The sequence below is a fragment of the Bradyrhizobium sp. STM 3562 genome, from assembly GCF_045571435.1.
Lineage (GTDB): Bacteria > Pseudomonadota > Alphaproteobacteria > Rhizobiales > Xanthobacteraceae > Bradyrhizobium.
Map to the genome: position 1 here is coordinate 5,442,969 of NZ_CP120694.1, position 21,514 is coordinate 5,464,482.

Here is a 21,514-nt window from a genome sequence, read left to right on the forward strand (position 1 = left end):
CGTGCTGCCGTCCCGATATGGGATGGCGATCGTGAAGATTCGAGGGACAAGCCCGCGAATCCCCACACTTTTTTGTGTTTGACGCGCAACGGGTCGCCCCTTTGCACATCTTTGCAGCGATTCCCGGCTCCGGCCCCGGGCACCGCCCAAATTTCAACTCCCGGGGCTTGCCTCGCTTCGCCCCAAGAACTCGCCCTCTCCTCGTCTTGGCAGGGCTGGACCCAGCCCTCCACGACGCGGAGAAAGATCCCCGGACCTTCGCTTTCGCTCGCCCGGGGATTCCGCTCAAGTAACCACGGTTACTTAAGCTCGACCTTCGCGCCGGCCTTCTCGAGCTGGGCCTTGATCTTGTCGGCTTCTTCCTTGTTCACGCCTTCCTTCAGCGGCTTCGGAGCGCCTTCGACGAGGTCCTTGGCTTCCTTCAAGCCCAGGCCGGTGATGGCACGGACTTCCTTGATGACCTCGATCTTCTTGTCGCCGGCAGCGGCCAGCACGACCGTGAAGTCGGTCTTCTCTTCAGCCGGAGCGGCGGCGCCACCGCCAGCAGCTCCCGGAGCGGCAACCGCGACCGCAGCGGCGGCCGAAACGCCCCACTTCTCTTCCAGGAGCTTCGCAAGCTCGGCCGCTTCGAGCACGGTGAGATTCGAGAGGTCGTCGACGATTTTCTGCAAGTCAGCCATTGATCTGTTTCCTTAAGCGATTTGGTTCGAACCAGGGTTTGAGTTTTGCGAAGGGCGTCAGGCCGCTTCGCCCTTTGAGGCATAGGCCTGAATGACGCGCGCGAGCTTCGCCGCGGGCGCGTTCGAGAGCTGGGCGAGCTTGGTCGCCGGCGCCTGGATGAGGCCGACAAGCTTGCCGCGCAGTTCGTCGAGCGACGGCAGGGAGGCAAGCGCCTTTACGCCATCGACATTCAGGACGGTCTTGCCCATCGAGCCGCCGAGAATGACGAACTTTTCGTTCGCCTTGGCGAATTCGATGGCGACCTTTGGCGCCGCGACCGGATCGTTCGAAGTAGCGATTACGGTCGGCCCCTTCAGCAGGGAACCGATGGCAGCGACGTCAGTGCCTTCAAGAGCAATTTTGGCGAGACGGTTCTTCGAGACCTTCACCGCCGCGCCCGCCTGCTTCATCTGCTTACGCAGGGTCTGCATCTGGGCTACGGTGAGGCCGGAATAGTGAGCAACGATCGCGACGCTCGTGGTCTTGAAGACCTCATTGAGCTGTTCGACCGCCTCTTTCTTTGCCGCTCGTTCCACAGCAAGCTCTCTCCGGTTGGCGGCCTTCGCGCTTTCCGCGGGACCGCCGGGTTGCACCCATCGTCCCGCCCAAATCCACTTTACGGAGCCTTTAGGACCCCAGCGACACGGGCAAGACGACGATCTAGAAGCCTGCCCTCCCGAGACGCCTCGCGGCCCCTCGGGGTGTCAAGGTTCGAACCAAATCGGCCTCATACCGCAAGGCGCGATGAGAGGCTTAAATCCGGTCTTCACCCGTCTATGCAGGCCATGAGATTAAGCCGCTGGAGAAACTTAGCATTTCACCGTGGCGCCTGCAGTCTCGGACAGGATCGGGGCCATCAAGCAAAGCCGAAGGCCCCTCGCCCGCATACCGCAAAAGCGATAGGCCTCCCTTCCTTTCGGGTGATCCACGAGGGACGTCCTGAAAGGAATGGTCTCCTATCGTTCTCTATTCGGAATGCGAGCACGGCCGTGCCGGCCAGAGCCGGCGCGTCCGGAGCGCGCTGTTTAGCCGGTCTGCCACGGCTTGCCAAGAGCAAAATTCACACCAATTTCGGATATGCGAACCCTAGAATCTATTGCGTTGAGGTCACGCCCGGAGCCGCCCGCGCACCTCGGACGAACGGGAACTCTTGCCCGAACCAAGCAAGGCCGCGACGCATCAGACCACCGCATATGGAAGCGGCTTTCCTTGAAAGAATGCCGCGAGGTTCGCGACGACGCAGTCCTGCATCGCCTGATGCGATTCCAGCGTGTGGCCGCCGATATGGGGCGTCAGTACCACATTCGGAAAGGCGGTGAGCGCCCCCGGCGGATACGGCTCCTTGGCATAGACGTCGAGCCCGGCGCCGGCGATGATCTTGTCCTTCAGCGCCGCAACCAACGCGTCCTCATCGATCACCGAACCGCGCGCGATATTGACGACATAGCCGTCCTCGCCGAGCCTCTTGAGGATATCGCCGTTGACAATGTGATGTGTCTCGGGCCCCGCCCGCACCGCGATCACCAGCACGCTGCACCAGTCGGCGAGCGCATCGAGCGACGGGAAATATTGATACGGCAGATCATCGTGCCGGCTGCGGCTGAAATAGCCGACCTCGGCCTCGAACGCCGCCGCGCGGCCGGCGACCTTGCGGCCGATCGCGCCCATGCCATAGAGACCGACTTTTCGCCCGCGTATGCCCTGCTGCGCGCGCATCATCGGCGATGGTTTCGCCGCGGCCCAATCGCCGCTGCGCACGTAACCATCGGCGACGACCAGCCGCCGCATGGCGCCCAGCATCAGGGTAATGGCGACATCGGCGACCGATGACGCATTCGCACCCGGACTGTGGCCGACCGCGATGCCGCGGCGACTGGCCGCCTGCAGATCGATACCGTCATAACCGGTGCCATAGCAGACGATAGCCCCGAGCTTCGGGAACCGGTCCATCATCTCACCATTGAGCAGCGAACTGCCCTGGGTGATCATCGCGCGGACCTGATCGAGCTCATGCTTTGCAAAGACCTCATGCGGCGGCTTGCCGCCGGCGTCGAGGAGGTCGAAGTGGTCGCCTATGCGCTGCATCAGCGACTTGGGAAACCGTGAATAGACCAGGACTTTCTCGGGCATTGTTCTTGTTTCCCGTTAGCGCCGCCACTTCACGCGCAAAGGGCGGAACTGGTTGCCCAATTCCGCCCTTTGACCAACTCTCTTGAAGTTCACCCTTAGGCGAGCAGCGTCGAGGTGTCGACCTTCACGCCGGGCCCTTGCGTCGATGACACCGCGACGCGCTGGATGTAGGTGCCCTTCGCGCCGGCGGGCTTCGCCTTGGCGACGGCATCAGCGAGTGCGCGAACGTTTTCGACGAGCTTGTCCTCGGCGAACGAGGCCTTGCCGATGCCGGCCTGCACGATGCCGGCCTTCTCGACACGGAACTCGACCGAGCCGCCCTTGGCACCCTTCACCGCACCCGCAACATCCATTGTCACGGTGCCGACCTTCGGGTTCGGCATCATGCCGCGCGGGCCGAGCACCTTACCCAGACGGCCGACCAGCGGCATCATGTCGGGCGTAGCGATGCAGCGATCGAAGTCGATATTGCCAGCCTGGACCTTCTCAACTAGGTCCTCGGCACCGACCACGTCGGCGCCCGCGGCCTTCGCCTCGTCCGCCTTGGCACCGCGCGCGAACACGCCGACCCGCACAGTGCGGCCGGTGCCGTTCGGCAGGCTGACCACGCCACGGACCATCTGGTCGGCGTGACGGGGATCGACGCCAAGATTCATCGAGATCTCGATGGTCTCATCGAACTTGGCCTTGGCGCGTTCCTTGACCAGCTTGATGGCCTCGGGCAGCGGGTAAAGCTTCTCGCGATCAACGCCTTCGCGGGCCTTCTTCAAACGTTTTCCGACTGACATCGCCGCTTACCCCGCAACTTCCAGACCCATCGAACGGGCGGAGCCCTCGACCATCTTCATGGCCGCTTCGACGGTGTCGCAATTGAGATCCTTCATCTTCTTCTCGGCGATCTCGCGCACCTGCGCTTTGGTCACCTTGCCGGCCTTGTCGCGGCCCGGCGCCTTGGAGCCGGACTGGATCTTGGCCGCCTGCTTGAGGAAGTAGGACATCGGCGGCGTCTTCATCTCGAAGGTGAAGGACCGGTCCGCGTAGATGGTGATGATCACCGGGATCGGTGTATTCTTCTCTTCCTTCTGCGTCTGGGCGTTGAACGCCTTGCAGAATTCCATGATGTTGAGACCGCGCTGACCGAGCGCGGGGCCGATCGGGGGCGATGGGTTCGCAGCCCCGGCCGGCACCTGCAATTTCAGGTATCCGGTCACTTTCTTAGCCATTTATCACTCCTGTTCTGCCGGCTCGCGCCGGCGGTTTCAGGTTCGTGGTTCGGTTCCGGACGGCTGGCTGACCGCCCTTCACCTCCCACGTCCTCAATTGGTGCGAAGATGTCCTTCGCGCCCTCCAATCAGACCTTCTCGACCTGATTGAATTCCAGTTCCACGGGCGTCGCGCGGCCGAAGATCGACACCGCGACTTTCACGCGCGAACGCGCCTCGTCGATTTCTTCCACCACGCCGGAGAACGACGCGAACGGGCCGTCCGCGACGCGCACATTTTCGCCGATCTCGAAGGACACCGACGCCTTCGGCCGCTCCACGCCCTCCTGCACCTGATGCAGGATGCGCATGGCCTCGGCTTCCGAAATCGGCATCGGCTTGTTTTCCGCGCCCAGGAAGCCGGTAACCTTCGGCGTGTTCTTGATGAGATGGAAGGCCTCATCCGTCAGCTTCATCTTCACCAGCACGTAACCGGGGAAGAATTTGCGCTCGGCGTCGATCTTGCGGCCGCGGCGCACCTCGGTGACCTTTTCGGTCGGAACGAGCACCTGCTCGAACAGATCCTCAAGCCCGCGCTGCTTGGCCTGCTCGCGGATCGATTCCGCGACCTTCTTCTCGAAATTCGAATAGGCGTGGACGATGTACCAACGCTTGTCGGCAGTTTGGATTGCTGCGGTTGCCATCAGTGGATGCCCAGCACAAAGGTGACGAGAACGCGGATAATCTGATCCGCTGCGAAAAAGAAAATCGACGCCAAAGCGACCATGACGAACACCATGATGGTGGTGATCGTGGTCTCGCGGCGGGTCGGCCAGGTGACCTTGGCGGTCTCCGAGCGCACTTCCTGCAGGAATTTGAACGGGCTGAAAGCCATCGTCTTAAGGATCCGCGTCCGTCGCCAGACGTATTAAGATTGAAGGAAACCGAACAGCCCTGTAGCCGCCCAACCCTCTTTTTGAAGGATGAGCCGGCACGCGGGCTCGCTTGTTCGGGGATTTTAATGCCGCGCCGGAAATCCGATAACGGGCCGGCTGCGGGTTGCGCGCTATGTACTGCCGGGAGGGGCAAAGGTCAAGCTGCGCCAAGGCGGAGTCTGTTAACGCCTCGTGGTACTTTTGATTGATTTCAACGGCTTCGCTGGCAGGAGTGGTAGGGCTCGAACCTACGACCCCCGGTTTTGGAGACCGGTGCTCTACCAATTGAGCTACACTCCTAGCGGGACCGAAGCAGTGCCGCCGGCAAGCGTCCTTCAAGCATAAGCCATGGCTGATTTGCAAGGGTGAACCGGGCCGGATGGCCTGTTCAAGCCCCAGCTTCTGCGTCAGACTTCGCCTTAAGCAAGAACGAGAGCTTTGGGAGAGATCATGACTGCCCAGACCGCCGCCAAAACGACCGCCGCCCCCCAGAGCCCGCCTCTGCCGCGAGGCAAGCCGGAGTCGCTTGGGCTCAGTCCTGCCGGTCTCCAACGGCTTTCGGACGCGCTGAAGCGGGAGGTCGACAAGGGAACCATGCCCGGCGCAACCATCATGGTGGCGCGCCGCGGCGAGATCGGCTGGTTCGACGCCGTCGGGCGCCAAAGCCCTGCCTCGCCGGGGCCTATGACGGAGGACAGCATCTTCCGCATCTTTTCCATGACCAAGCCGATCGTCTCGGTCGGCATCATGATGCTGCTCGAGGAAGGCCACTTCCTCCTCAACGAGCCCGTCGCGAAGTTCATTCCGGAATTTGCCAGCCAGAAGGTCGGGGTCGAGAATAACGGGAAGCTCGAGCTCGTCCCGGTCGAGCGGCCCATGACCATCCAGGACCTGCTCCGGCACACCTCCGGCGTCACTTACGATCACACCGGCAACAGCCTGGTGCAGCAGCTTTATCGGGAATCGCGGCTGCGCAGCCGCAAGATCTCCAACGCCGAACATGCCGCCCTGGTGGCGAGCCTGCCCCTGATCTGCCAGCCCAGCGCGGAATGGAATTACAGCCGCTCGACCGACATCCTGGGCCGCATCATCGAGGTCGTCGCCGGCAAATCGCTTGGCGCCTTCCTCACCGAGCGCATCCTCGCGCCGCTGCAGATGGCCGAGACCGCCTTCTTTACCGGCGAGGTGAATGCCGGTCGGCTCGCCGAACCCTTCCCGATCGACCCCTGGAACGGCGAGAAGGTCGTGCTTTTCAACATGCTCGAGAAGCCCGCGATGGAATCCGGCGGCGGCGGACTGGTGTCGACCACCATGGACTACGCGCGCTTCTGCCAGATGCTGCTCAACGGCGGCACGCTTGATGGCACCAGGATCATCGGCCGCAAGACGCTGGAGCTGATGGCCTCCGATCATCTCGCGCCCGGCGTGAAGATCCAGGGCACGCTGGTGCCGCCCGGCCACGGCTTCGGGCTGGGCTTTGCCGTGCGCACGCAACCCGGCATCGCCTCCTTCCCGGGCTCGGTCGGCCAGTTCTTCTGGAGCGGCATGGCCGGCACCTTCTTCTGGATCGACCCGAAGGAAGAGCTGTTTTGCGTCTTCATGTCGCAGGCGCCGGGACAGCGGGAGTACACGCGCACCCTGGTGCGGAATCTGGTGTATGCGGCGGTGGAGTGAAGCTGCGGCCAGCTCAATGTTGCCCCAACAACCCTTCAGGCGAGCTTGCTTTCCGTCGTGATCTCCGGACCCGCAGGCTGATGCATGGCCTTGTGCGAGACATCGGCGATCCAGGGCTGCTGGTTCACCATCGGCAGCCGCCAGCCGCTGTGATTATCGCTCGCGAGATGATCGAGCCGCGTCACCGAGCAATTGTCGATGGTGAAGGCCAGCCCCTTTTCGACGAGTCCGCCGAGCGCGAGGCCGATTGCGGCCTTGATGGTGCCGCCATGCGCCGCCACGATGACGTCGCGTCCCGCCTGCTCGACATTGATGCGATCGACCGCGGCCTTTACGCGGATATAGAGGTCAAGAAAACTTTCGCCGCCCGGTGCGGGATCATCGACCGGCGCAAACCAGTAGCTGCCGACCTCGATCGGACGGCTTGCAAAAAACGCGGCGCGATTGAGGCCCTGCCATTCGCCCAAATTCTGCTCGGCAAATGCTGCTTCCTGGATGAGCACCCCTGGCCGCGGATAGCCCGCGGCCCAGATCGCCTCCGCGGTTTGGTGAGTGCGCTTGAGATTGCTCGCGAACCACACCGCATCGCGCGGCAGGATCTTTCCCACCGCCTCCATCACCACGCGATCGGAGGTGTCGCAACCGATGTCCTCCTGCCCATAGATGCAGCCGCCATCCTCGCGCACCGGCGCATGGCGTATCCACCACCAGCGCGTCGATACGACGCCTTTCGGAACGGCATGCTGGGCGACGAAGGGTTGATCTGGCTTGGACATCTTGGACATGATGAAGGACCTTCCCTACTCTTTGCTGTCGCTGTACGTGAGAGCACGCATGGTCTCAAGTGACATCGGCGTTTGAAAATCTGTTTGAAATTCCGCGCGGCGGCAGGCGAGCGGAAGGTAAAGGGAGAAGCGCATGGGCCGCCTCGAAGGCAAATCCGTCATCATCACCGGCGCCGGAAGCGGCATCGGCCGTGCGGCAACGCTGCTGTTCGCAACGGAAGGCGCCAGACTGATCGCGGTCGACCGCAGCGATGGCGTCAATGAGACCGTGAGCGAGGTGAAGAAAGCGGGCGGCAGGGCCGAAGCCGTGATGGCGGACGCGGGATCGGAAAAGGATGTGATCGCCTTCATCGACAGGGCACTGAAGGCTTACGGCAAGCTCGATGCGATCTGGGCCAATGCCGGCATCAGCGGCGGGCTGGTGCCGCTCGCCGAGCAGACGGTGGAGCATTGGCAGGAAATCCTGCGCGTCAACCTGATCGGCGCGTTCCTCGCAGTCAAACATTCCATACCGCACATGACACGACAGGGCTTCGGCTCGATCGTCTGCACCGCGTCCGTCGCGGGACTCAAGGCCGGCGCCAGCGGTCACCCTTACGCAGCGAGCAAGGCCGGCGTGATTAGCCTCGTGCAGACCACCGCCTATTCGCTCTCCGGCACCGGCATTCGCATCAATGCGGTCTGTCCGGGCTTGATCGAGACCGGCATGACCAAGCCAGTGTTCGACCGCGCCAAGGAGCGCGGCACCACCGACAAGATCGGTCAGCTCAATCCACTGAAGCGCGCCGGCCAGCCGCACGAGATCGCGGCCATGGGCCTGTTCCTGGCGAGCGATGAGGCGTCCTACGTGAATGGCCAGGCGTTTCCGGTGGATGGCGGCTTGACGGCGTCGATGCCGTATACGGGCAAGCCGGTTTGAGGTTTTGGCGCGAGTTGTAGACGCCACAGCGCGTGTCAGACCCCGGTCGTCATACCCCACAAAAGCGGGTATCCAGTGTGCCGCGGCCTCTCAGTCTGACCTCCACGTCTCTGGAATACCGTCATCGTCCGCTTTCGCGGACGATGACAGTGCAGAACATGGCTTTGCTCTCGCAAACACGAGCCCGCGCTCGCGGCGGCTTTCGCCCGAGTTTTTGCGTCATCCTTGTCCCTCAAAAAGAATAGAGGGCGCAGGGAAGACCGGGGAAGACCGGGTGTTCGCCACACCCATGGCCCCGTGTGCAAAAAAGTGCGCAAAAGCGCACACGGGTGGTAACCACAGGTACAGGCGGAAACACTCCGGCCTTCCCTGCGCAGTGGTTTACGGCTTACTCCGTGCTCTCCTCGGTGAACCGAGCTTGATTGCCACCGTCGCCGGCGCGATGCGTCAGCATCGTCGCCAACTTGACGCCTGCATGGGCGCGCCGGGACCACACGACTTGGCCGTCCGCGCTTGTGCCGCTCGTCAGTCAACACCATCGCGTCCACCGCATCCCGCACTCAACGTCCGTGACGACGCGTACGCTCCTCAGCGAGGCGGGACGCGAAGAGGATGCGACTGATTTGGGCCAATCGCAAAGCGATTTATTTTTGCGGGCACATCTTGAACAGACCGATCAGCTTGAAGCGCTTTGCGAAATTGGTTTTTGCGCGCACGCTGGTTCAGCAGCTCAAGCTGGCGGAGTCCTGCAGCGGCCCGTGCCCGCGCGCGGGGCTGCGCTGCGGGTTCGTAGGAGGGCGTTGAGCGGCAGCGAAACCATCATGGCGCGCGTCGAGCATGATGAGTACCGCCTCGCTCCGCCCATCCTATTGCTAGCCCGTGCGCTCCTGACAATCGGGTCCGGAAACGCTCTCAGCACAACCATCACGTTATCGGCATCTGTGGGCAGCATCACACGCTCATTGTGCAATCCAACATACGCTTCTTGCGCAAGTTGTAAGCAGTGAAACTTGATTAGGAATTCGAGAAATGTAACTTCACGGAGAAATTTGTCATGGCTCGATCAATTCGCGTCCTGTATCGGGGTCAACAGGGCCGACAGCGCAAGAATTTCAACTGGCCGCCCATCAATTTGGATTCCGCAGTGATCATTACAGCCGCAGAATTTATCCCCCAATTCGGCGGTTTGGGGGGTGGCCCCAAGACACTTGGTCGCCCGAACCTTGGCGACGCGAATGTCTACGTTACGAATGTCGGACCTCATGGAAGACCGGGCGGCGAAGCTGGGGGCGTGGAATTCCATCTGCATGTCGATTTTGGCAGCCCGCTCGACGTGGTCGTAACTATCACCGTCCTCGACGACATCGAGCAATTCGCCCAGACCTAGAGAACTCTGGGACCTCTCTCCAAGGCCGAGTCAGTTCGTAGGATGGTTGAGCGGCAGCGAAACTCATCGCGGCGCCGCGCATGATGGTGTCGCTTCGCTCCATCATCCTGCTTGCGCGCCTTACCTGCAGACAGTTTGCTTTCCTCGGCGATATAGTTGGGGGATGACCAACACAGGCACTGCATCTCCCCTTGCCGCCCCCTCCTCGACCGACCGCCAGTCGCTGATCCGCGACGCCTTCCGGCTGGAATGGCTGACCATCGGATGGATGACGGTTGAAGCCGTCGTGGCCATTGCGTCCGGCGTGACGGCAGGAAGCCTTGTGCTGCTCGCCTTCGGTCTCGACAGCGTGATCGAATTGGCATCGGCCGGGGTGCTGATCTGGCGCCTCAGCGTCGAATTGCGACATGGGCACGCCTTCTCCGAACGCGCCGAACATATTGCCAGCAGGATCGCCGGCATCTTGCTGCTTATTTTGGCGGCCTACGTGGCGATTGCCGCGGGCTGGCGACTTTGGACCGGCGCGAGCGAAGCGTTCTCCTGGCCAGGCTTTGTGATTGCCTTGCTTTCAATTCCAGCAATGCGTTACCTCGCCCACCGCAAACTCGCGATCGCCGGGAAGATCGGCAGTCGCGCGCTGCGCGCGGATGCGATGGAGGCAGTTGCCTGCGGCTGGTTGTCGTTCGTCGTCGTCGCGACGCTCGCCGCCCAATGGCTGTTCGGCGCATGGTGGATCGACAGTGTGGGCGCGCTGGCCATCGTCTACTTCCTGGTTAAGGAAGGCCGCGAGGCGCTCTCGGGTGATGAATGCGATTGCTGCTGCGGGTGAGCATCGCAGTACCGCATGAACGAAGCGATATGCGGGGCCGGGCTACACGTGGTGCGGCTACTGTGAGCCGTCATTGCGAGCGAAGCGAAGCAATCCAGACTGTCGCCGCGGCGGCAGTCTGGATTGCTTCGTCGCTTCGCTCCTCGCAATTGTGCATGTTCACTAATTCGCTGATCGAATCCAGCCCGCAGGGGGGATTCGATGCGCGACAACAGCTTCGACCGGACGATTGAACGGAATTACATTCAGAAGTGGCAGTTCTTGATCGCAGAGTATGAGGAAGTGAAAGCGGGGCGATCGGCGACATTCCGGCGGGTCGGGGATTTCTACCGCCACCACGGCACGTGCTCGCAGACCTTCCGGAAGTACTATAACCGCTACCTGCGCAGCGGCGCGGAGGCCGACCTGCTGCCGCAGCGCCGCGGGCCGAAATGGCGCGAACGCCGCCAGCCGGAAGGCATTGAGGCGGAGATCGTCGCCTGCCGCAAGCGCGGCATGAACCGATACGAGATCCATGCCGCCTTGCGTGAACAGCGCGATACGGTACCCTCGCCATCGACCATCTATCGCGTCCTAAAGCGCCACGAGCTGAACCGCCGCACCCCGGCGATGCGTGAGGAGAAACGCCGCATTATCAAGGACAAGATCGGGGAACTCGGCCATATTGACCTGCACCAACTGCCGCGCGACATGTTCCTGGTGCCGCCGCCAAGCCCTGCCTTCATCATCAGCCTGCTCGACAGTTGCTCACGCCTGGCCTGGGCCGAAGTCCTGACCTCGAAAAAGGCGCTGCCGGTCATGTTCAAGGCCCTGAAGATGATCAACACCCTGAGCGTCACCTATGGGGTCCAGTTCGCCGAGATCCTCTCTGATAACGGGGCCGAGTTCGCCTCCCGCAATAAACCGGAGGAGCACCCCTTCGAAGCCATGCTGATCGAGCTCGGCATCAAGCACCGCTACACCAGGCCCTACCGGCCGCAGACCAATGGCAAGGTCGAGCGGTTCTGGCGAACCCTGGACGATGACGTCATCGAGGGCGCCACCTTCGATAACCTTGAGCACTTCGCCAATGAACTGTTCGAGTACCTGATCTACTACAACAACTTCAGACCTCATCAGGCCCTCGGCGGCAAGACCCCAAAGGACTTCGCCGCCGCCCAGACTCAAACCATTCGATCAGCGAATTAGTGAACATGCACAGCAATGACGGCGAGTCCTCAGGCGACGCGCGCAAAAAAGGGCGCACCTCTCGGCACGCCCCTTTATGTCACATCGCGCCCGCCTTTTGCGCGTAGGCCCATGATGCCTTGGCGAGCGGCACGGTGCGCTTGGCGGATTCGATAGCCTTCGCGTTCGCGGCCGTGCCGTCGCGGATGCGGCCGGCGATGCCTTGTGTGATGCCGGCGAGGCGGAAGAGATTGTAGGAAAAATACCAGTTGAGATCCGGCAGCGCGGTGCCGGTGTAATCGCAATAGACCTGCGCCGCTTCTTCCATCGTCGGGATGTTGAGCGCCTTGAGATCGACGCCCTCCAGGCCGGGCATGATCCATTGCATCAAGAGATAGGTGAAATCCGCCATGGGATCGCCGAGCGTCGACAATTCCCAGTCCAGCACTGCGATCACGCGCGGCTCGGTCGGATGGAAGATCATGTTGTCCAGGCGATAGTCGCCGTGGACGATGGAGACGCGCTTCTGCTCGGGCAGCGTCTTTGGCAGCCACTCGATCAGCTTCTCGATTTCCGGAATGTGCTGCGTCTCCGACGCCCGGTATTGCTTGGTCCAGCGGTCGACCTGGCGCGCGAAATAGTTGCCCGACTTGCCGAAGTCGGAAAGGCCGATCCTTGCGGGATCGTACATGTGCAGCTTTGCGAGCGTCTCGATCTTGCTCTTGAAGATTTTCGGCCGCAGCTCCGCCGGCTGGCTCGGCAGCGTGGGGTCCCAGAGCACCCGGCCCTCTTCCATCGACATGATGTAGAAGGCGGCCCCGATCACGGCGTCGTCGGTGCAGAGCGCATAGGCATGCGCGACCGGAAAACCCTGGCTCCCGAGCGCGGAGATCACCCGGAACTCGCGGTCCACCGCATGCGCCGAGGGCAGCAATTTGCCGAACGGCTTGCGCCGCATCACATAGGAGCGACCTGGCGTGTCGAGCCGGTAAGTCGGGTTGGACTGGCCGCCTTTGAACTGCAGGACGGTCAGCGGGCCCGCATAGCCTTCGACGTTCTGGTGCATCCAGGCATCGAGATTTGCTTCGTTGATGCGATGCCGCTCCTCGACGGGCCTCGTGCCCGAGAACTCCTCGTCCTTTCTGACGCTGTCGGCCAAGGCGACGCTCCCTTAAGTCTTCTTATCCGTCATTCCGGGGCGCGCGAGTCAGCGAACGAACCCGGAATCTCGAGATTCCGGATTCGCCTCTTCGAGGCGCCCCGGAATGACGACCGGGAGCGCCTCTTGGTGCTCCCTTTTTACTTCACTGGAGCGTTTGCATACTTCCGAAGTTCAAGTCTGGCAATGGCGCGGCAGTGGACTTCATCGGGGCCATCCGCCAGGCGCATGGTGCGCATGGAGGCATAGTCACGGGCGAGCCCGGCCTCGTCGGATACGCCGGCGCCGCCGAAGGCCTGGATCGCCTGATCGATGATCTTCAGCGCCATCCGCGGTGCGGCGACCTTGATCATCGCGATCTCGAGCTGGGCGGTCTTGTTGCCGACCTTGTCCATCATATCGGCAGCCTTCAGGCACAGCAGCCGGTTCATCTCGATGTCGATGCGGGCTTCCGCGATGCGCTGCTCCCACACCGAGTGCTCGATGATCTTCTTGCCGAAGGCGACGCGGGAGTTGAGCCGCTTCACCATCTTCTCCAGCGCTTCCTCGGCCTTGCCGATGGTGCGCATGCAGTGATGGATGCGGCCCGGGCCGAGCCTGCCTTGCGCGATCTCGAAGCCGCGACCTTCGCCCAGCAGGAGATTGCTGGCGGGCACGCGGACGTTCTCGAGCAGCACCTGGCCGTGGCCGTGCGGTGCATCATCGAAGCCGAACACCGGAAGCATTTTTTCGATCTTGATGCCGGGGCTGTCCAGCGGCACCAGGATCTGCGACTGCTGCTGATGGCGCGCCGCTTTCGGGTCGGTCTTGCCCATCACGATCGCGATCTTGCAGCGTGGATCGCCGACCCCGGATGACCACCACTTGCGGCCGTTAATCACGTAGTGATCGCCGTCACGTTCGATGCGGGTTTCGATGTTGGTGGCGTCGGACGAAGCCACCGCCGGCTCCGTCATCAGGAAGGCTGAGCGGATCTCCCCGTTCATGAGCGGCTTCAGCCATTGCCGCTTCTGCTCCTTGGTGCCGTAGCGGATCAGCACTTCCATGTTGCCGGTGTCGGGCGCCGAGCAATTGAAGACTTCCGAGGCCCAGCCGATGTGGCCCATCTCTTCGGCGAGCGGCGCGTATTCCAGATTGGTCAATCCCGCCCCGCGAAATTCGTCATCCTCATGGGAGGACGGCGGCAGGAACATGTTCCACAGACCCTCGGCGCGCGCCTTCCTCTTCAGCTCTTCAAGCACCGGGATCACCTTCCAGCGATCGCCCGCGCCGTCCTGCTGCTTGTAGACGGGAACGGCGGGACGGACATGCTTGGTCATGAACGACTGCACCCGGTCGAGCCATTCCTTCTGCTTCGCCGACATCGTGAAATCCATGGGACGCTCCTCTCTTAAAGACTTGGGCCGCACTCTCTTCCCGCCGCTGCCACGCCACAAGAGCCTCTTCGGGACGCGCTTCGCAACCTGCGCAGCGTCGAGCCGGCATGCCGTCGCGCGGAATGCGCGCATTGACAAAACCGGCTCTCAAACGATAGTTTCATACAAATGTTTGAAATGCAACTGCGCTCTAATCTGCTGTCATTCCGGGGCGACGCGTCGAGCGTCGAACCCGGAATCCAGAGCTTGTGGCGCGAGATTCCGGGTTCGCGCTCACGCGCGCCCCGGAATGACGGAGGACTCATGAGCCTCTTGTATTGGATTTGAAACATGGCGAGCGATCAAACCAGGTCCGCCATCCTCGCCGCAGCCGAGCGGCTTTACGCCGACCGCGGCTTTGGCGACGTGACGCTGCGCGACATCGTCGCCGAAGCGAACGTCAACCTCGCCGCGGTGAATTATCATTTCGGCTCCAAGGACGAGTTGATCGCGGAGTTGTTCGTCACCCGCAGCCTGCAGCTCAACCGCGAGCGCCTGCGGCAGTTGCGCGCGGCGGAAGAAAAAGGCGGCGGCGTTGCCGACATCTCCGACATTCTGCGCGCGCTGATCGGCCCTTCTCTGCGCGGCTGTCTCGGCCCCGACAGCCAGCACTCGACCGCGGCGCGTTTCATGATCCGCGTCAACATCGAGTCGGTGCCGGCGATCCGTCGCATCCGCAACCGCGAGATCGATCATTTGCGCAAATTCATCGCGGCGATGGCGCGCGCGCTGCCCGGCCACAGTGACGTCGAACTCTATTGGGGCCTGCACTTCGCGCTCGCCATGGCGCAGCAGACCGTGCGCGATGCCGAGCGCCTGACCAAATTGTCGGACGGCAAATGCGATGTCGACGACGTCGAGGGCATCATTGAGCGCGTGGTGAAGGTGGCGGTGATGGCGCTGAATGCGGGTAATGCTGCAGGCAAGACAGCGACGCGGGCGATGGCGCGCGAGGCGCGTTAATTCGAAGCGAACGCAGCAGTTCTCCCTCGCCCGCTCTTCGCGGGGAGAGGGTCGGGGTGAGGGGCTGTTCCACGAGTGGAGATCGCCGAGAGTCCCCCTCACCCGCATCACATCTTTCGATGCGATGCGACCTCTCCCCGCAGGCGGGGCGAGGTGCACCAAGCACGCGGATCGAGCGACAACAGCGCTAAATCACGCCTTCCTTCTTCAGCCCCGCGATCTTCGCGTCATCATAGCCGAGCTTCGACGACAATATCTCCCGGGTGTGCTCCCCAAGGCGCGGCGGGTAACGATACTCTTTGACCGGCGTTTCCGAAAAGGTCAGCGCGTTGCGGATCAAGGAGAGCGAGTGCTCGAACGGATGGTCGACCTTCACCTCCATGCCGCGCGAGCACACGTGGGGATCGGCGAACACCTGCGCGAAATCGTTGACGGGGCCGCAGGGGATGCCGGCTTTCTCCAGCTCCTCCAGCCAGTAGGCGACCTTGTTCTTCAGGAACAGCCCGGCGAAGATCGCCATGATCTCCTTGCCGTGGACGACGCGGTCGTTGTTCTTGATGAATTTGGGGTTGTTGGCGAGTTCCGGTTCCCCGAGCACGGCGCAGGTGCGCGCGAACTGGGCGTCATTGCCGACCACCAGCATCAATTCGCCGTCGGCGCAGCGGAACACGCCGGCCGGCATTCCGCCATTGCCCCAGGTGCCGCGTCGCGGCGGCGTCTTGCCGCCCACGAGATAGATTTGCGCGTAATGCGACAGCGAGGCGATCACGGTGTCGAGCAGGCAGACGTCGATGTGCTGCCCCTGCCCGCCATTGGCCTTGCGGTGATAGAGCGCAGCCAGAATGCCGATCGAGGTATTCATGCCGGTCATGTAGTCGACGATCGAGGGGCCGACCTTCATCGGCCCCGCGCCGGGCTCGCCGTCCATATGGCCGGTGACGCTCATCAGGCCGCCCATGGCCTGGAAGATCGCGTCATAGCCGGCGCGCGGCGCGTAAGGCCCGGTCTGGCCGAACCCGGTCACCGAGCAATAAATCACGCCGGGATTGATCGCGCGGATCGACTCGTAATCAAGGCCGTAGCGCTTGAGGTCGCCGACCTTGTAGTTCTCCATGAAGACGTCGCAATCCTTGGCGAGCTCGCGGACGATCGCCTGCCCCTCGGGCGTGGCGATATTGACGGTGACCGAGCGCTTGTTGCGGTTGGCGCAGAGATAGAAGGAATTGTTGTTGTTCTCCCTGCCCTCGGGATCCCTGAGGTAAGGCGGCCCGAAGGCGCGCGCATCGTCGCCGGTGCCCGGCCGTTCGATCTTGATCACGTCCGCGCCGAGATCCCCCAGCATCTGCGCCGACAGCGGCCCCGCCAGCACGCGCGTGAGGTCAAGAATCTTGATGCCAGAAAGCGGCAGCGCCGACATGAAGGTTTCCTCCGGGATTTGGCTCTTGCGGCGGCTTGAGCGCGCCGAACCCCTTGCCGATACACTATTTTTTGGCTGCCGAGCACTGCGTTGGCGGCATGCGGCAATGCGCGGTATCAGGACAATCCCGGTGCACCGACAACCTTCCGGAACCCTGCCGGGGCTGCCCCTCCTGTCGAACTACGTAAACATCCGTAGTTTTGAAGGCGCCCGGCATTCCTCATATTCGGCGGCATGGGCCGCCATATCATATTTCGATGTCCTCACACCGGTATGAACGTCCAGCATTGGCTGGCCGCCTTGCCGAGCGAGCCCGCGGACAGCCATACGGCCGTCACCTGTCCGGCATGCTCCAAGTTGCATTTCATCAATAGCGCGACCGGCAAACTGCTGGGCGACGTGAACGACAAATAGCGGCGCTGCGAAGCTCACCCGCCGGAACGGCAAGACCATTAAAGCGCCTTACCCACGCTGATATCCAGCCACCCCAGCGCATTCACCGAGACTGCATCGCTCTCGTTGATCACGACCGTCGTGGTCTCGGCCTCGACGATGGCGGGTCCCTCGAGCGTTTGGCCAGGCTTGAGATCGTCCAGCGCATAGACATCGACCTCGCGCCAGGTCCCGAAATAGGCCTTGCGGCGGGAGCGCGGCAAGCATGGCGGCGCGGCGGTTGCCGCCCGCACCGCCTCTTCGACGACCGACACCGCCCCGACCGCAGCAACGCGGGCATTGACGAGCACGACCTCCTGGTCGCGCGAGGCATAGGTATAGAGCTCCTCGTGGCGGCGGTGGAAACGTTCCTCGATCTCGGCGATCAGCGCCGACGAATTGAAGTCGATGCCCTCGAGGGGCACGTCGATCTCGAAAATCTGCTCGCCGTAACGCATCTCGGCCGAGCGCTCGACCGTGATCGGGCCATCGAACCAGCCGCGCAGCCGCTGCACGCTGCGCGCTTCCAGGTGGGAAAAGATCGCCCTCACCTCGTCGGCCGTCGTGCGCGCGCCGCTCTCGAAATGCGTGCGGCTCAGCTCATAGCGCAGGTCGCTTGTCAGCATGCCCCAGGCCGACAGCACCGAGGCGGTGGTCGGGACGATGATGCGGGTGATGTCGAGCTGGCGCGCGAGCTCGGCGGCATGCAGGCCGGCGGCGCCGCCGAAGCTGAGCAGCGCAAAGCGGCGCGGATCGACGCCGCGACGCACCGTCATCAGGCGGATGCCATCGGCCATCTTCAGGTTGACTAGGCGAAAGATGCCGGCGGCCGCCTCGATGCGGGTGATCTTGAGCGCGGCAGCTAATCGGTCGATCGCGGCTTCCGCGGCCGCGACGTCCAGCGGGCGCTTGCCGCCCATGAAGGCCTTGGCGTCGAGATAGCCCAGCACGACGTTGGCATCGGTCACCGTCGCAGCAATGCCGCCATTGCCATAAGCTGCCGGACCCGGCATCGCGCCGGCGCTTTCGGGGCCGACCCGGAAAATGCCGCTGGTCTCGACTGACGCGATCGAGCCGCCGCCGGCGGCGATGCTGGCGATGTCGAGGCTGCGCAGGGCGATGCGCTCGCCCGCAAGCCCGCCGTCGGCCGACAGCGTCACGCGCCCATCCGCAACCAGCGAAATGTCGGTCGAGGTGCCGCCCATGTCGAAGGCTACGACATCGGCAATGCCGAGCATCGCCGCGCAGCGCCGCGAGCCGGAGATGCCGCCGGCAGGCCCCGACAGCACGGTCGCAGCCGCAAGCCGCGCGGCTTCTTGGACCGGCGCCATGCCGCCATGGGACAGAATGATGAACAGCGAGCCCTTCAGGCCCGCCTCGCGCAGGCGCCGCTCCAGCCGCTCGAGATAGCGCCGGACCACCGGCCCGACATAGGCATTCACCACCGTGGTGGAGACGCGTTCATATTCCTTGATCTGCGGCAGCACATCGCTGGAGCAGGACACGTTGACGTCAGGCAGCTCGCGCGCGAGCCGTTCGGCGGCGGCGAGCTCGTGAGCCGGATTGCGGTAAGCATGCAGGAAGCAGATCGCAACCGAGGTCGCGCCCGATGTCTTGATCGCCGCGATGGCCTCGCCGAGCGAGTCCTGGTCGAGCGGGGTCAGGACCTCGCCATTGGCCTTGAGCCGCTCGCGCACCCCGAAGCGCAGCTCGCGGGGCACCAGCGGCTCGGGCGGCGGGTTGCGCAGATCGTAGCGATTGGGTTTCAGGCCCTCGCGCATTTCCAGGACATCGCGATGGCCTGCGGTGGTCAGCAGCGCAACGCGGGCGCCCTTGCGCTCGAGCAGCGCGTTGGTCGCGACCGTGGTGCCGTGGACCAGCCGCTGTGTTTGCGCGAGCATCTCCCCGACAGAAAGCCCAAGCCGGCGCGCCAGCTCGTCGAGCCCGGCCATCACACCGATCGACTGATCCTGCGGCGTGGAGGGCGATTTGGCGAACACCGTGCGTCCGCTCTCGTCGATGGCGACGAGATCAGTGAAGGTGCCGCCGACGTCAATACCGATGGTGAACATGCGTCAACTCGCCCGCGCCTTCGCCGGATCGTCCGTGACGAGGCCCTGCAAACGATCGCGCTCGCGCGCTGCCGGCAAGCGCTTCTCCGGCGGTCCCCAACCGCCGCCGCCGGCGGAGCGGATCTCCAGGCAATCGCCCGGAAAAATCTCGATGCCGACCTCTTTGGTGCGCAGCTCGCGCGGCGGCCGATCCTTCGAGAGCAGCCGGTAGCGGTGTGGCTTGGAGTCCTCGCCGCCGAGCAGACCGGCCGAGCCGTGCTTGATACCCTCGCCCGCGGTATTGCCGAGCGCGACCGTCTCGGTCTCGACAACGAGATCGAGCGCCACGCCAAGCCCGCCGCGAAACTGGCCGTCGCCGCCGGAATCGGCCAAGAACTCGTGGTGACGGAAATGCAGCGGGAAACGCGCCTCCGCCACTTCGATGCTGCCGAATTTCAAGCCGCCGACGGAATGCCACTCGCCGATCGACGACCAGCCGTCACCGCCGGCGGAGGCACCGCCGCCGGGACGGGCATGGAACAGATGCCAGATGAAGGGCCGCCCGGTGCGCGGGTTCTCGCCCTTGATCGCGATCCGGAAGCGGCGGCCCCAGCCGGCCATCACCCTGTCGGGACAGGAGGCGGCGAGCGCCTTGATGATCGCTTCGACGATTTCGTTGGAGGGATGGCTGGTGCAGAGCGTCACCGGGTGACCCGGATCGGCCCAGACGATGGTGCCTTGCCTCGCCACCACCTTGAGCGGCCGCAGCGCGCCGGAATTCTTCGGCGTGTCCGGATCGATCAGATAGAAGAAGGCCATCGCCACCGCCGCATGCATGTTGGCATGCGAGGAATTGACGAAGCTCAACACTTGCGGATCGGAACCGGAGAGATCGACCTCGATGTCGCTGCCTTGCTTGATCACCTTGGCCGCGATGCGGATGTCATTGTGACCGCGCCCGTCATCATCGAGAAAGGCTTCGCCGTGGAAGGTGCCGTCCTTCCAGGTGGCGACCACACTGCGCGCCTGGCTTTCGGCCGCATCGAGCACGCCTTCGATCGCGGCCTCCACGAGCGGCGCGCTGAGCTCAGCGAACAGCTTTTGCATCCGCCGCTCGCCGAGATGCGCCGCCCCGATCATGGCGAAGAGATCGCCGCGAAAATCGTAGGAGTTGCGGACATTGAGCGCGAGCATGTCGAGAATGTCGTCGCGCAGCCTTCCAGCCTCGTAGAGCTTGATCGGCGGAATGCGCAATCCTTCCTGCCAGATCTCGGTGGCGTCCGGATTGTAGGCGCCGTGAGTGGCGCCGCCGATGTCGCTCTGGTGCGCGCGCACGATGGTCCAGAACAGCCGCCGGCCGGACGCGAAGACCGGCACGAAGATGGTGAGATCGGGAAGATGGCTGCCGCCGTGATAGGGATCGTTCATCAGGATGACATCGCCCGGCGCCACCTCGGTAAAGCGCGCCTCCACCGCGCGGGCCGCCCAAGGCAGCGCGCCGACATGGACCGGGATGTGGTCCGCCTGCGCGATCAGCCGGCTCTGTGCGTCGCAGATCGCGAGCGAGAAATCGCGACTGGAATTGAGGATCTGCGAATAGGAGGTGCGAAGCATGGCTTCGCCCATTTCGGCGACGATGCCGCTCAGGCGATGCTGGACGACCGAGCGCGTGACGGGATCAACGGTGATCATCATCGGCCTCCGCTCGCACCAAGGATGGCCCACGTCAATTCCACGTCAGGCTTTCTTCTTTTTCGCCGGCTTTGCCGTCTTCGCTGACTTGGCTGGCCCCTTCTCCTTGGCGGGCTTGGTTGCCGCCAATTCCTCCGCCGCCCGCTTGATCGACCGCGCGTAGCTGTCGGCCGCGTTCTCCGCCGTGATCTGCAGCCGCCGCGCCGCAGCCGCCGCCAGTTGCTGCGTGTTCCTGGCAAGGTGCCTGTAGCGGTCCCTGCTCTCTTTGTCCTTCGCCTTGGCAGCCAAGCCCATGAACCGGGCGTGCCGCTTCTTGGCTGCGTCGGTCAAAGTCTTGATCTGCTTTTTCGCAATCGACCGAATGACGATATCGAGGTCTGCTTCGGCCATGTCTTAAGTCCCGCGCTCCACCATTGCGCGGTCTTGATACACTGGCTCCGTGTTCCAATCAATTTGCGAAAAGCGAGCGCGGCCAAGCGGAGCTGGCCACTGGGCATAAGCGCCATGAGCAAGAACCGCGCTCCGGATTAGTTGAATGGACCACGCCCCAACAAGACGCTGCCGTTAACCTTTTATTAACCCGGGAAATTCAACCTCAAAGTGTTCTTTTTCGGGTAAATATCTGGATACGAAAGTG

20 protein-coding genes and 1 tRNA gene are annotated in these 21,514 nt (G+C 63.1%); 6 read left to right on the forward strand and 15 right to left on the reverse strand.

What is annotated here, in order from left to right:
- Positions 1-299: 299 nt before the first annotated feature.
- The 8 genes from rplL to P6U23_RS25370 form a co-directional block, all read right to left on the reverse strand.
- Complete coding sequence (gene rplL, locus P6U23_RS25335; RefSeq protein WP_024509060.1) at positions 300-680, reverse strand: 50S ribosomal protein L7/L12; 381 nt, start codon at positions 678-680, stop codon at positions 300-302.
- 57 nt (positions 681-737) lie between these two features.
- Positions 738-1,256 carry a 50S ribosomal protein L10 gene (gene rplJ / locus P6U23_RS25340; RefSeq protein ID WP_407175249.1) on the reverse strand — a complete coding sequence of 173 codons (519 nt, stop codon included), beginning with the start codon at positions 1,254-1,256 and terminating at the stop codon, positions 738-740.
- 643 nt (positions 1,257-1,899) lie between these two features.
- Positions 1,900-2,850 (reverse strand): 2-hydroxyacid dehydrogenase, encoded by a 951-nt coding sequence (locus tag P6U23_RS25345; RefSeq protein WP_407175250.1) that lies wholly within the window; start codon positions 2,848-2,850, stop codon positions 1,900-1,902.
- Between the two features lie 95 nt (positions 2,851-2,945).
- Positions 2,946-3,638, reverse strand: coding sequence for a 50S ribosomal protein L1 (gene rplA, locus P6U23_RS25350; protein ID WP_407175251.1), 693 nt, complete (start codon positions 3,636-3,638; stop codon positions 2,946-2,948).
- Positions 3,639-3,644: 6 nt separating this feature from the next.
- Positions 3,645-4,073 carry a 50S ribosomal protein L11 gene (gene rplK / locus P6U23_RS25355; protein WP_024509064.1) on the reverse strand — a complete coding sequence of 143 codons (429 nt, stop codon included), beginning with the start codon at positions 4,071-4,073 and terminating at the stop codon, positions 3,645-3,647.
- 128 nt (positions 4,074-4,201) lie between these two features.
- Complete coding sequence (gene nusG, locus P6U23_RS25360; RefSeq protein WP_407175252.1) at positions 4,202-4,756, reverse strand: transcription termination/antitermination protein NusG; 555 nt, start codon at positions 4,754-4,756, stop codon at positions 4,202-4,204.
- Entirely contained in the window at positions 4,756-4,947 is a 192-nt protein-coding gene (gene secE, locus P6U23_RS25365; protein ID WP_407175253.1) for a preprotein translocase subunit SecE, read from the reverse strand. The genes nusG and secE overlap by 1 nt, the downstream gene beginning before the upstream one ends.
- A 264-nt stretch (positions 4,948-5,211) precedes the next feature.
- Positions 5,212-5,287: transfer RNA gene (locus P6U23_RS25370), tRNA-Trp, on the reverse strand.
- A 150-nt stretch (positions 5,288-5,437) separates the two neighbouring features.
- Between P6U23_RS25370 and P6U23_RS25375 the strand changes: the two genes are divergently transcribed.
- Positions 5,438-6,661 (forward strand): serine hydrolase domain-containing protein, encoded by a 1,224-nt coding sequence (locus P6U23_RS25375; RefSeq protein ID WP_407175254.1) that lies wholly within the window; start codon positions 5,438-5,440, stop codon positions 6,659-6,661.
- Between the two features lie 35 nt (positions 6,662-6,696).
- On the opposite strand, the gene P6U23_RS25380 is transcribed toward P6U23_RS25375, so the two are convergent.
- Positions 6,697-7,446 (reverse strand): histidine phosphatase family protein, encoded by a 750-nt coding sequence (locus tag P6U23_RS25380; RefSeq protein ID WP_407175255.1) that lies wholly within the window; start codon positions 7,444-7,446, stop codon positions 6,697-6,699.
- A gap of 133 nt (positions 7,447-7,579) precedes the next feature.
- Here P6U23_RS25380 and P6U23_RS25385 point away from each other — a divergent pair, with 133 nt between their 5' ends.
- The 4 genes from P6U23_RS25385 (at position 7,580) to P6U23_RS25400 (ending at position 11,769) form a co-directional block, all read left to right on the forward strand.
- Positions 7,580-8,365 (forward strand): SDR family NAD(P)-dependent oxidoreductase, encoded by a 786-nt coding sequence (locus tag P6U23_RS25385; protein ID WP_407175256.1) that lies wholly within the window; start codon positions 7,580-7,582, stop codon positions 8,363-8,365.
- Between the two features lie 1,054 nt (positions 8,366-9,419).
- Positions 9,420-9,752, forward strand: a complete 333-nt coding sequence (locus P6U23_RS25390; protein ID WP_407175257.1) for a hypothetical protein — start codon at positions 9,420-9,422, stop codon at positions 9,750-9,752.
- A 286-nt stretch (positions 9,753-10,038) separates the two neighbouring features.
- Positions 10,039-10,581, forward strand: coding sequence for a cation diffusion facilitator family transporter (locus tag P6U23_RS25395; protein ID WP_407175258.1), 543 nt, complete (start codon positions 10,039-10,041; stop codon positions 10,579-10,581).
- Between the two features lie 201 nt (positions 10,582-10,782).
- Positions 10,783-11,769, forward strand: a complete 987-nt coding sequence (locus tag P6U23_RS25400; RefSeq protein WP_407175259.1) for an integrase core domain-containing protein — start codon at positions 10,783-10,785, stop codon at positions 11,767-11,769.
- A gap of 79 nt (positions 11,770-11,848) precedes the next feature.
- Here P6U23_RS25400 and P6U23_RS25405 read toward each other — a convergent pair whose 3' ends face one another.
- Both P6U23_RS25405 and P6U23_RS25410 read right to left on the reverse strand, forming a co-directional pair.
- Entirely contained in the window at positions 11,849-12,907 is a 1,059-nt protein-coding gene (locus P6U23_RS25405) for a phosphotransferase family protein (RefSeq protein ID WP_407175260.1), read from the reverse strand.
- Between the two features lie 140 nt (positions 12,908-13,047).
- Positions 13,048-14,283 (reverse strand): acyl-CoA dehydrogenase family protein, encoded by a 1,236-nt coding sequence (locus P6U23_RS25410; RefSeq protein ID WP_407175261.1) that lies wholly within the window; start codon positions 14,281-14,283, stop codon positions 13,048-13,050.
- A gap of 330 nt (positions 14,284-14,613) precedes the next feature.
- On the opposite strand from P6U23_RS25410, the gene P6U23_RS25415 reads away from it, so the two are divergent.
- Positions 14,614-15,285: a TetR/AcrR family transcriptional regulator gene (locus P6U23_RS25415; RefSeq protein ID WP_407175262.1), complete on the forward strand. Its 672-nt coding sequence runs from the start codon at positions 14,614-14,616 to the stop codon at positions 15,283-15,285.
- Between the two features lie 187 nt (positions 15,286-15,472).
- Here P6U23_RS25415 and P6U23_RS25420 read toward each other — a convergent pair whose 3' ends face one another.
- The 4 genes from P6U23_RS25420 to P6U23_RS25435 all read right to left on the reverse strand — a co-directional run bounded on the left by P6U23_RS25420 (position 15,473) and on the right by P6U23_RS25435 (position 21,267).
- On the reverse strand, positions 15,473-16,702 hold the full coding sequence (locus P6U23_RS25420; RefSeq protein WP_407175263.1) for a CaiB/BaiF CoA transferase family protein: 1,230 nt from the start codon (positions 16,700-16,702) through the stop codon (positions 15,473-15,475).
- 452 nt (positions 16,703-17,154) lie between these two features.
- On the reverse strand, positions 17,155-19,206 hold the full coding sequence (locus tag P6U23_RS25425; protein ID WP_407175264.1) for a hydantoinase/oxoprolinase family protein: 2,052 nt from the start codon (positions 19,204-19,206) through the stop codon (positions 17,155-17,157).
- Between the two features lie 3 nt (positions 19,207-19,209).
- Positions 19,210-20,880, reverse strand: a complete 1,671-nt coding sequence (locus P6U23_RS25430) for a hydantoinase B/oxoprolinase family protein (protein WP_407175265.1) — start codon at positions 20,878-20,880, stop codon at positions 19,210-19,212.
- A 42-nt stretch (positions 20,881-20,922) separates the two neighbouring features.
- The gene (locus P6U23_RS25435; protein ID WP_407175266.1) at positions 20,923-21,267 is read right to left on the reverse strand and encodes a hypothetical protein; all 345 of its coding nucleotides are present in this window, start codon (positions 21,265-21,267) and stop codon (positions 20,923-20,925) included.
- Positions 21,268-21,514 lie beyond the last annotated feature (247 nt).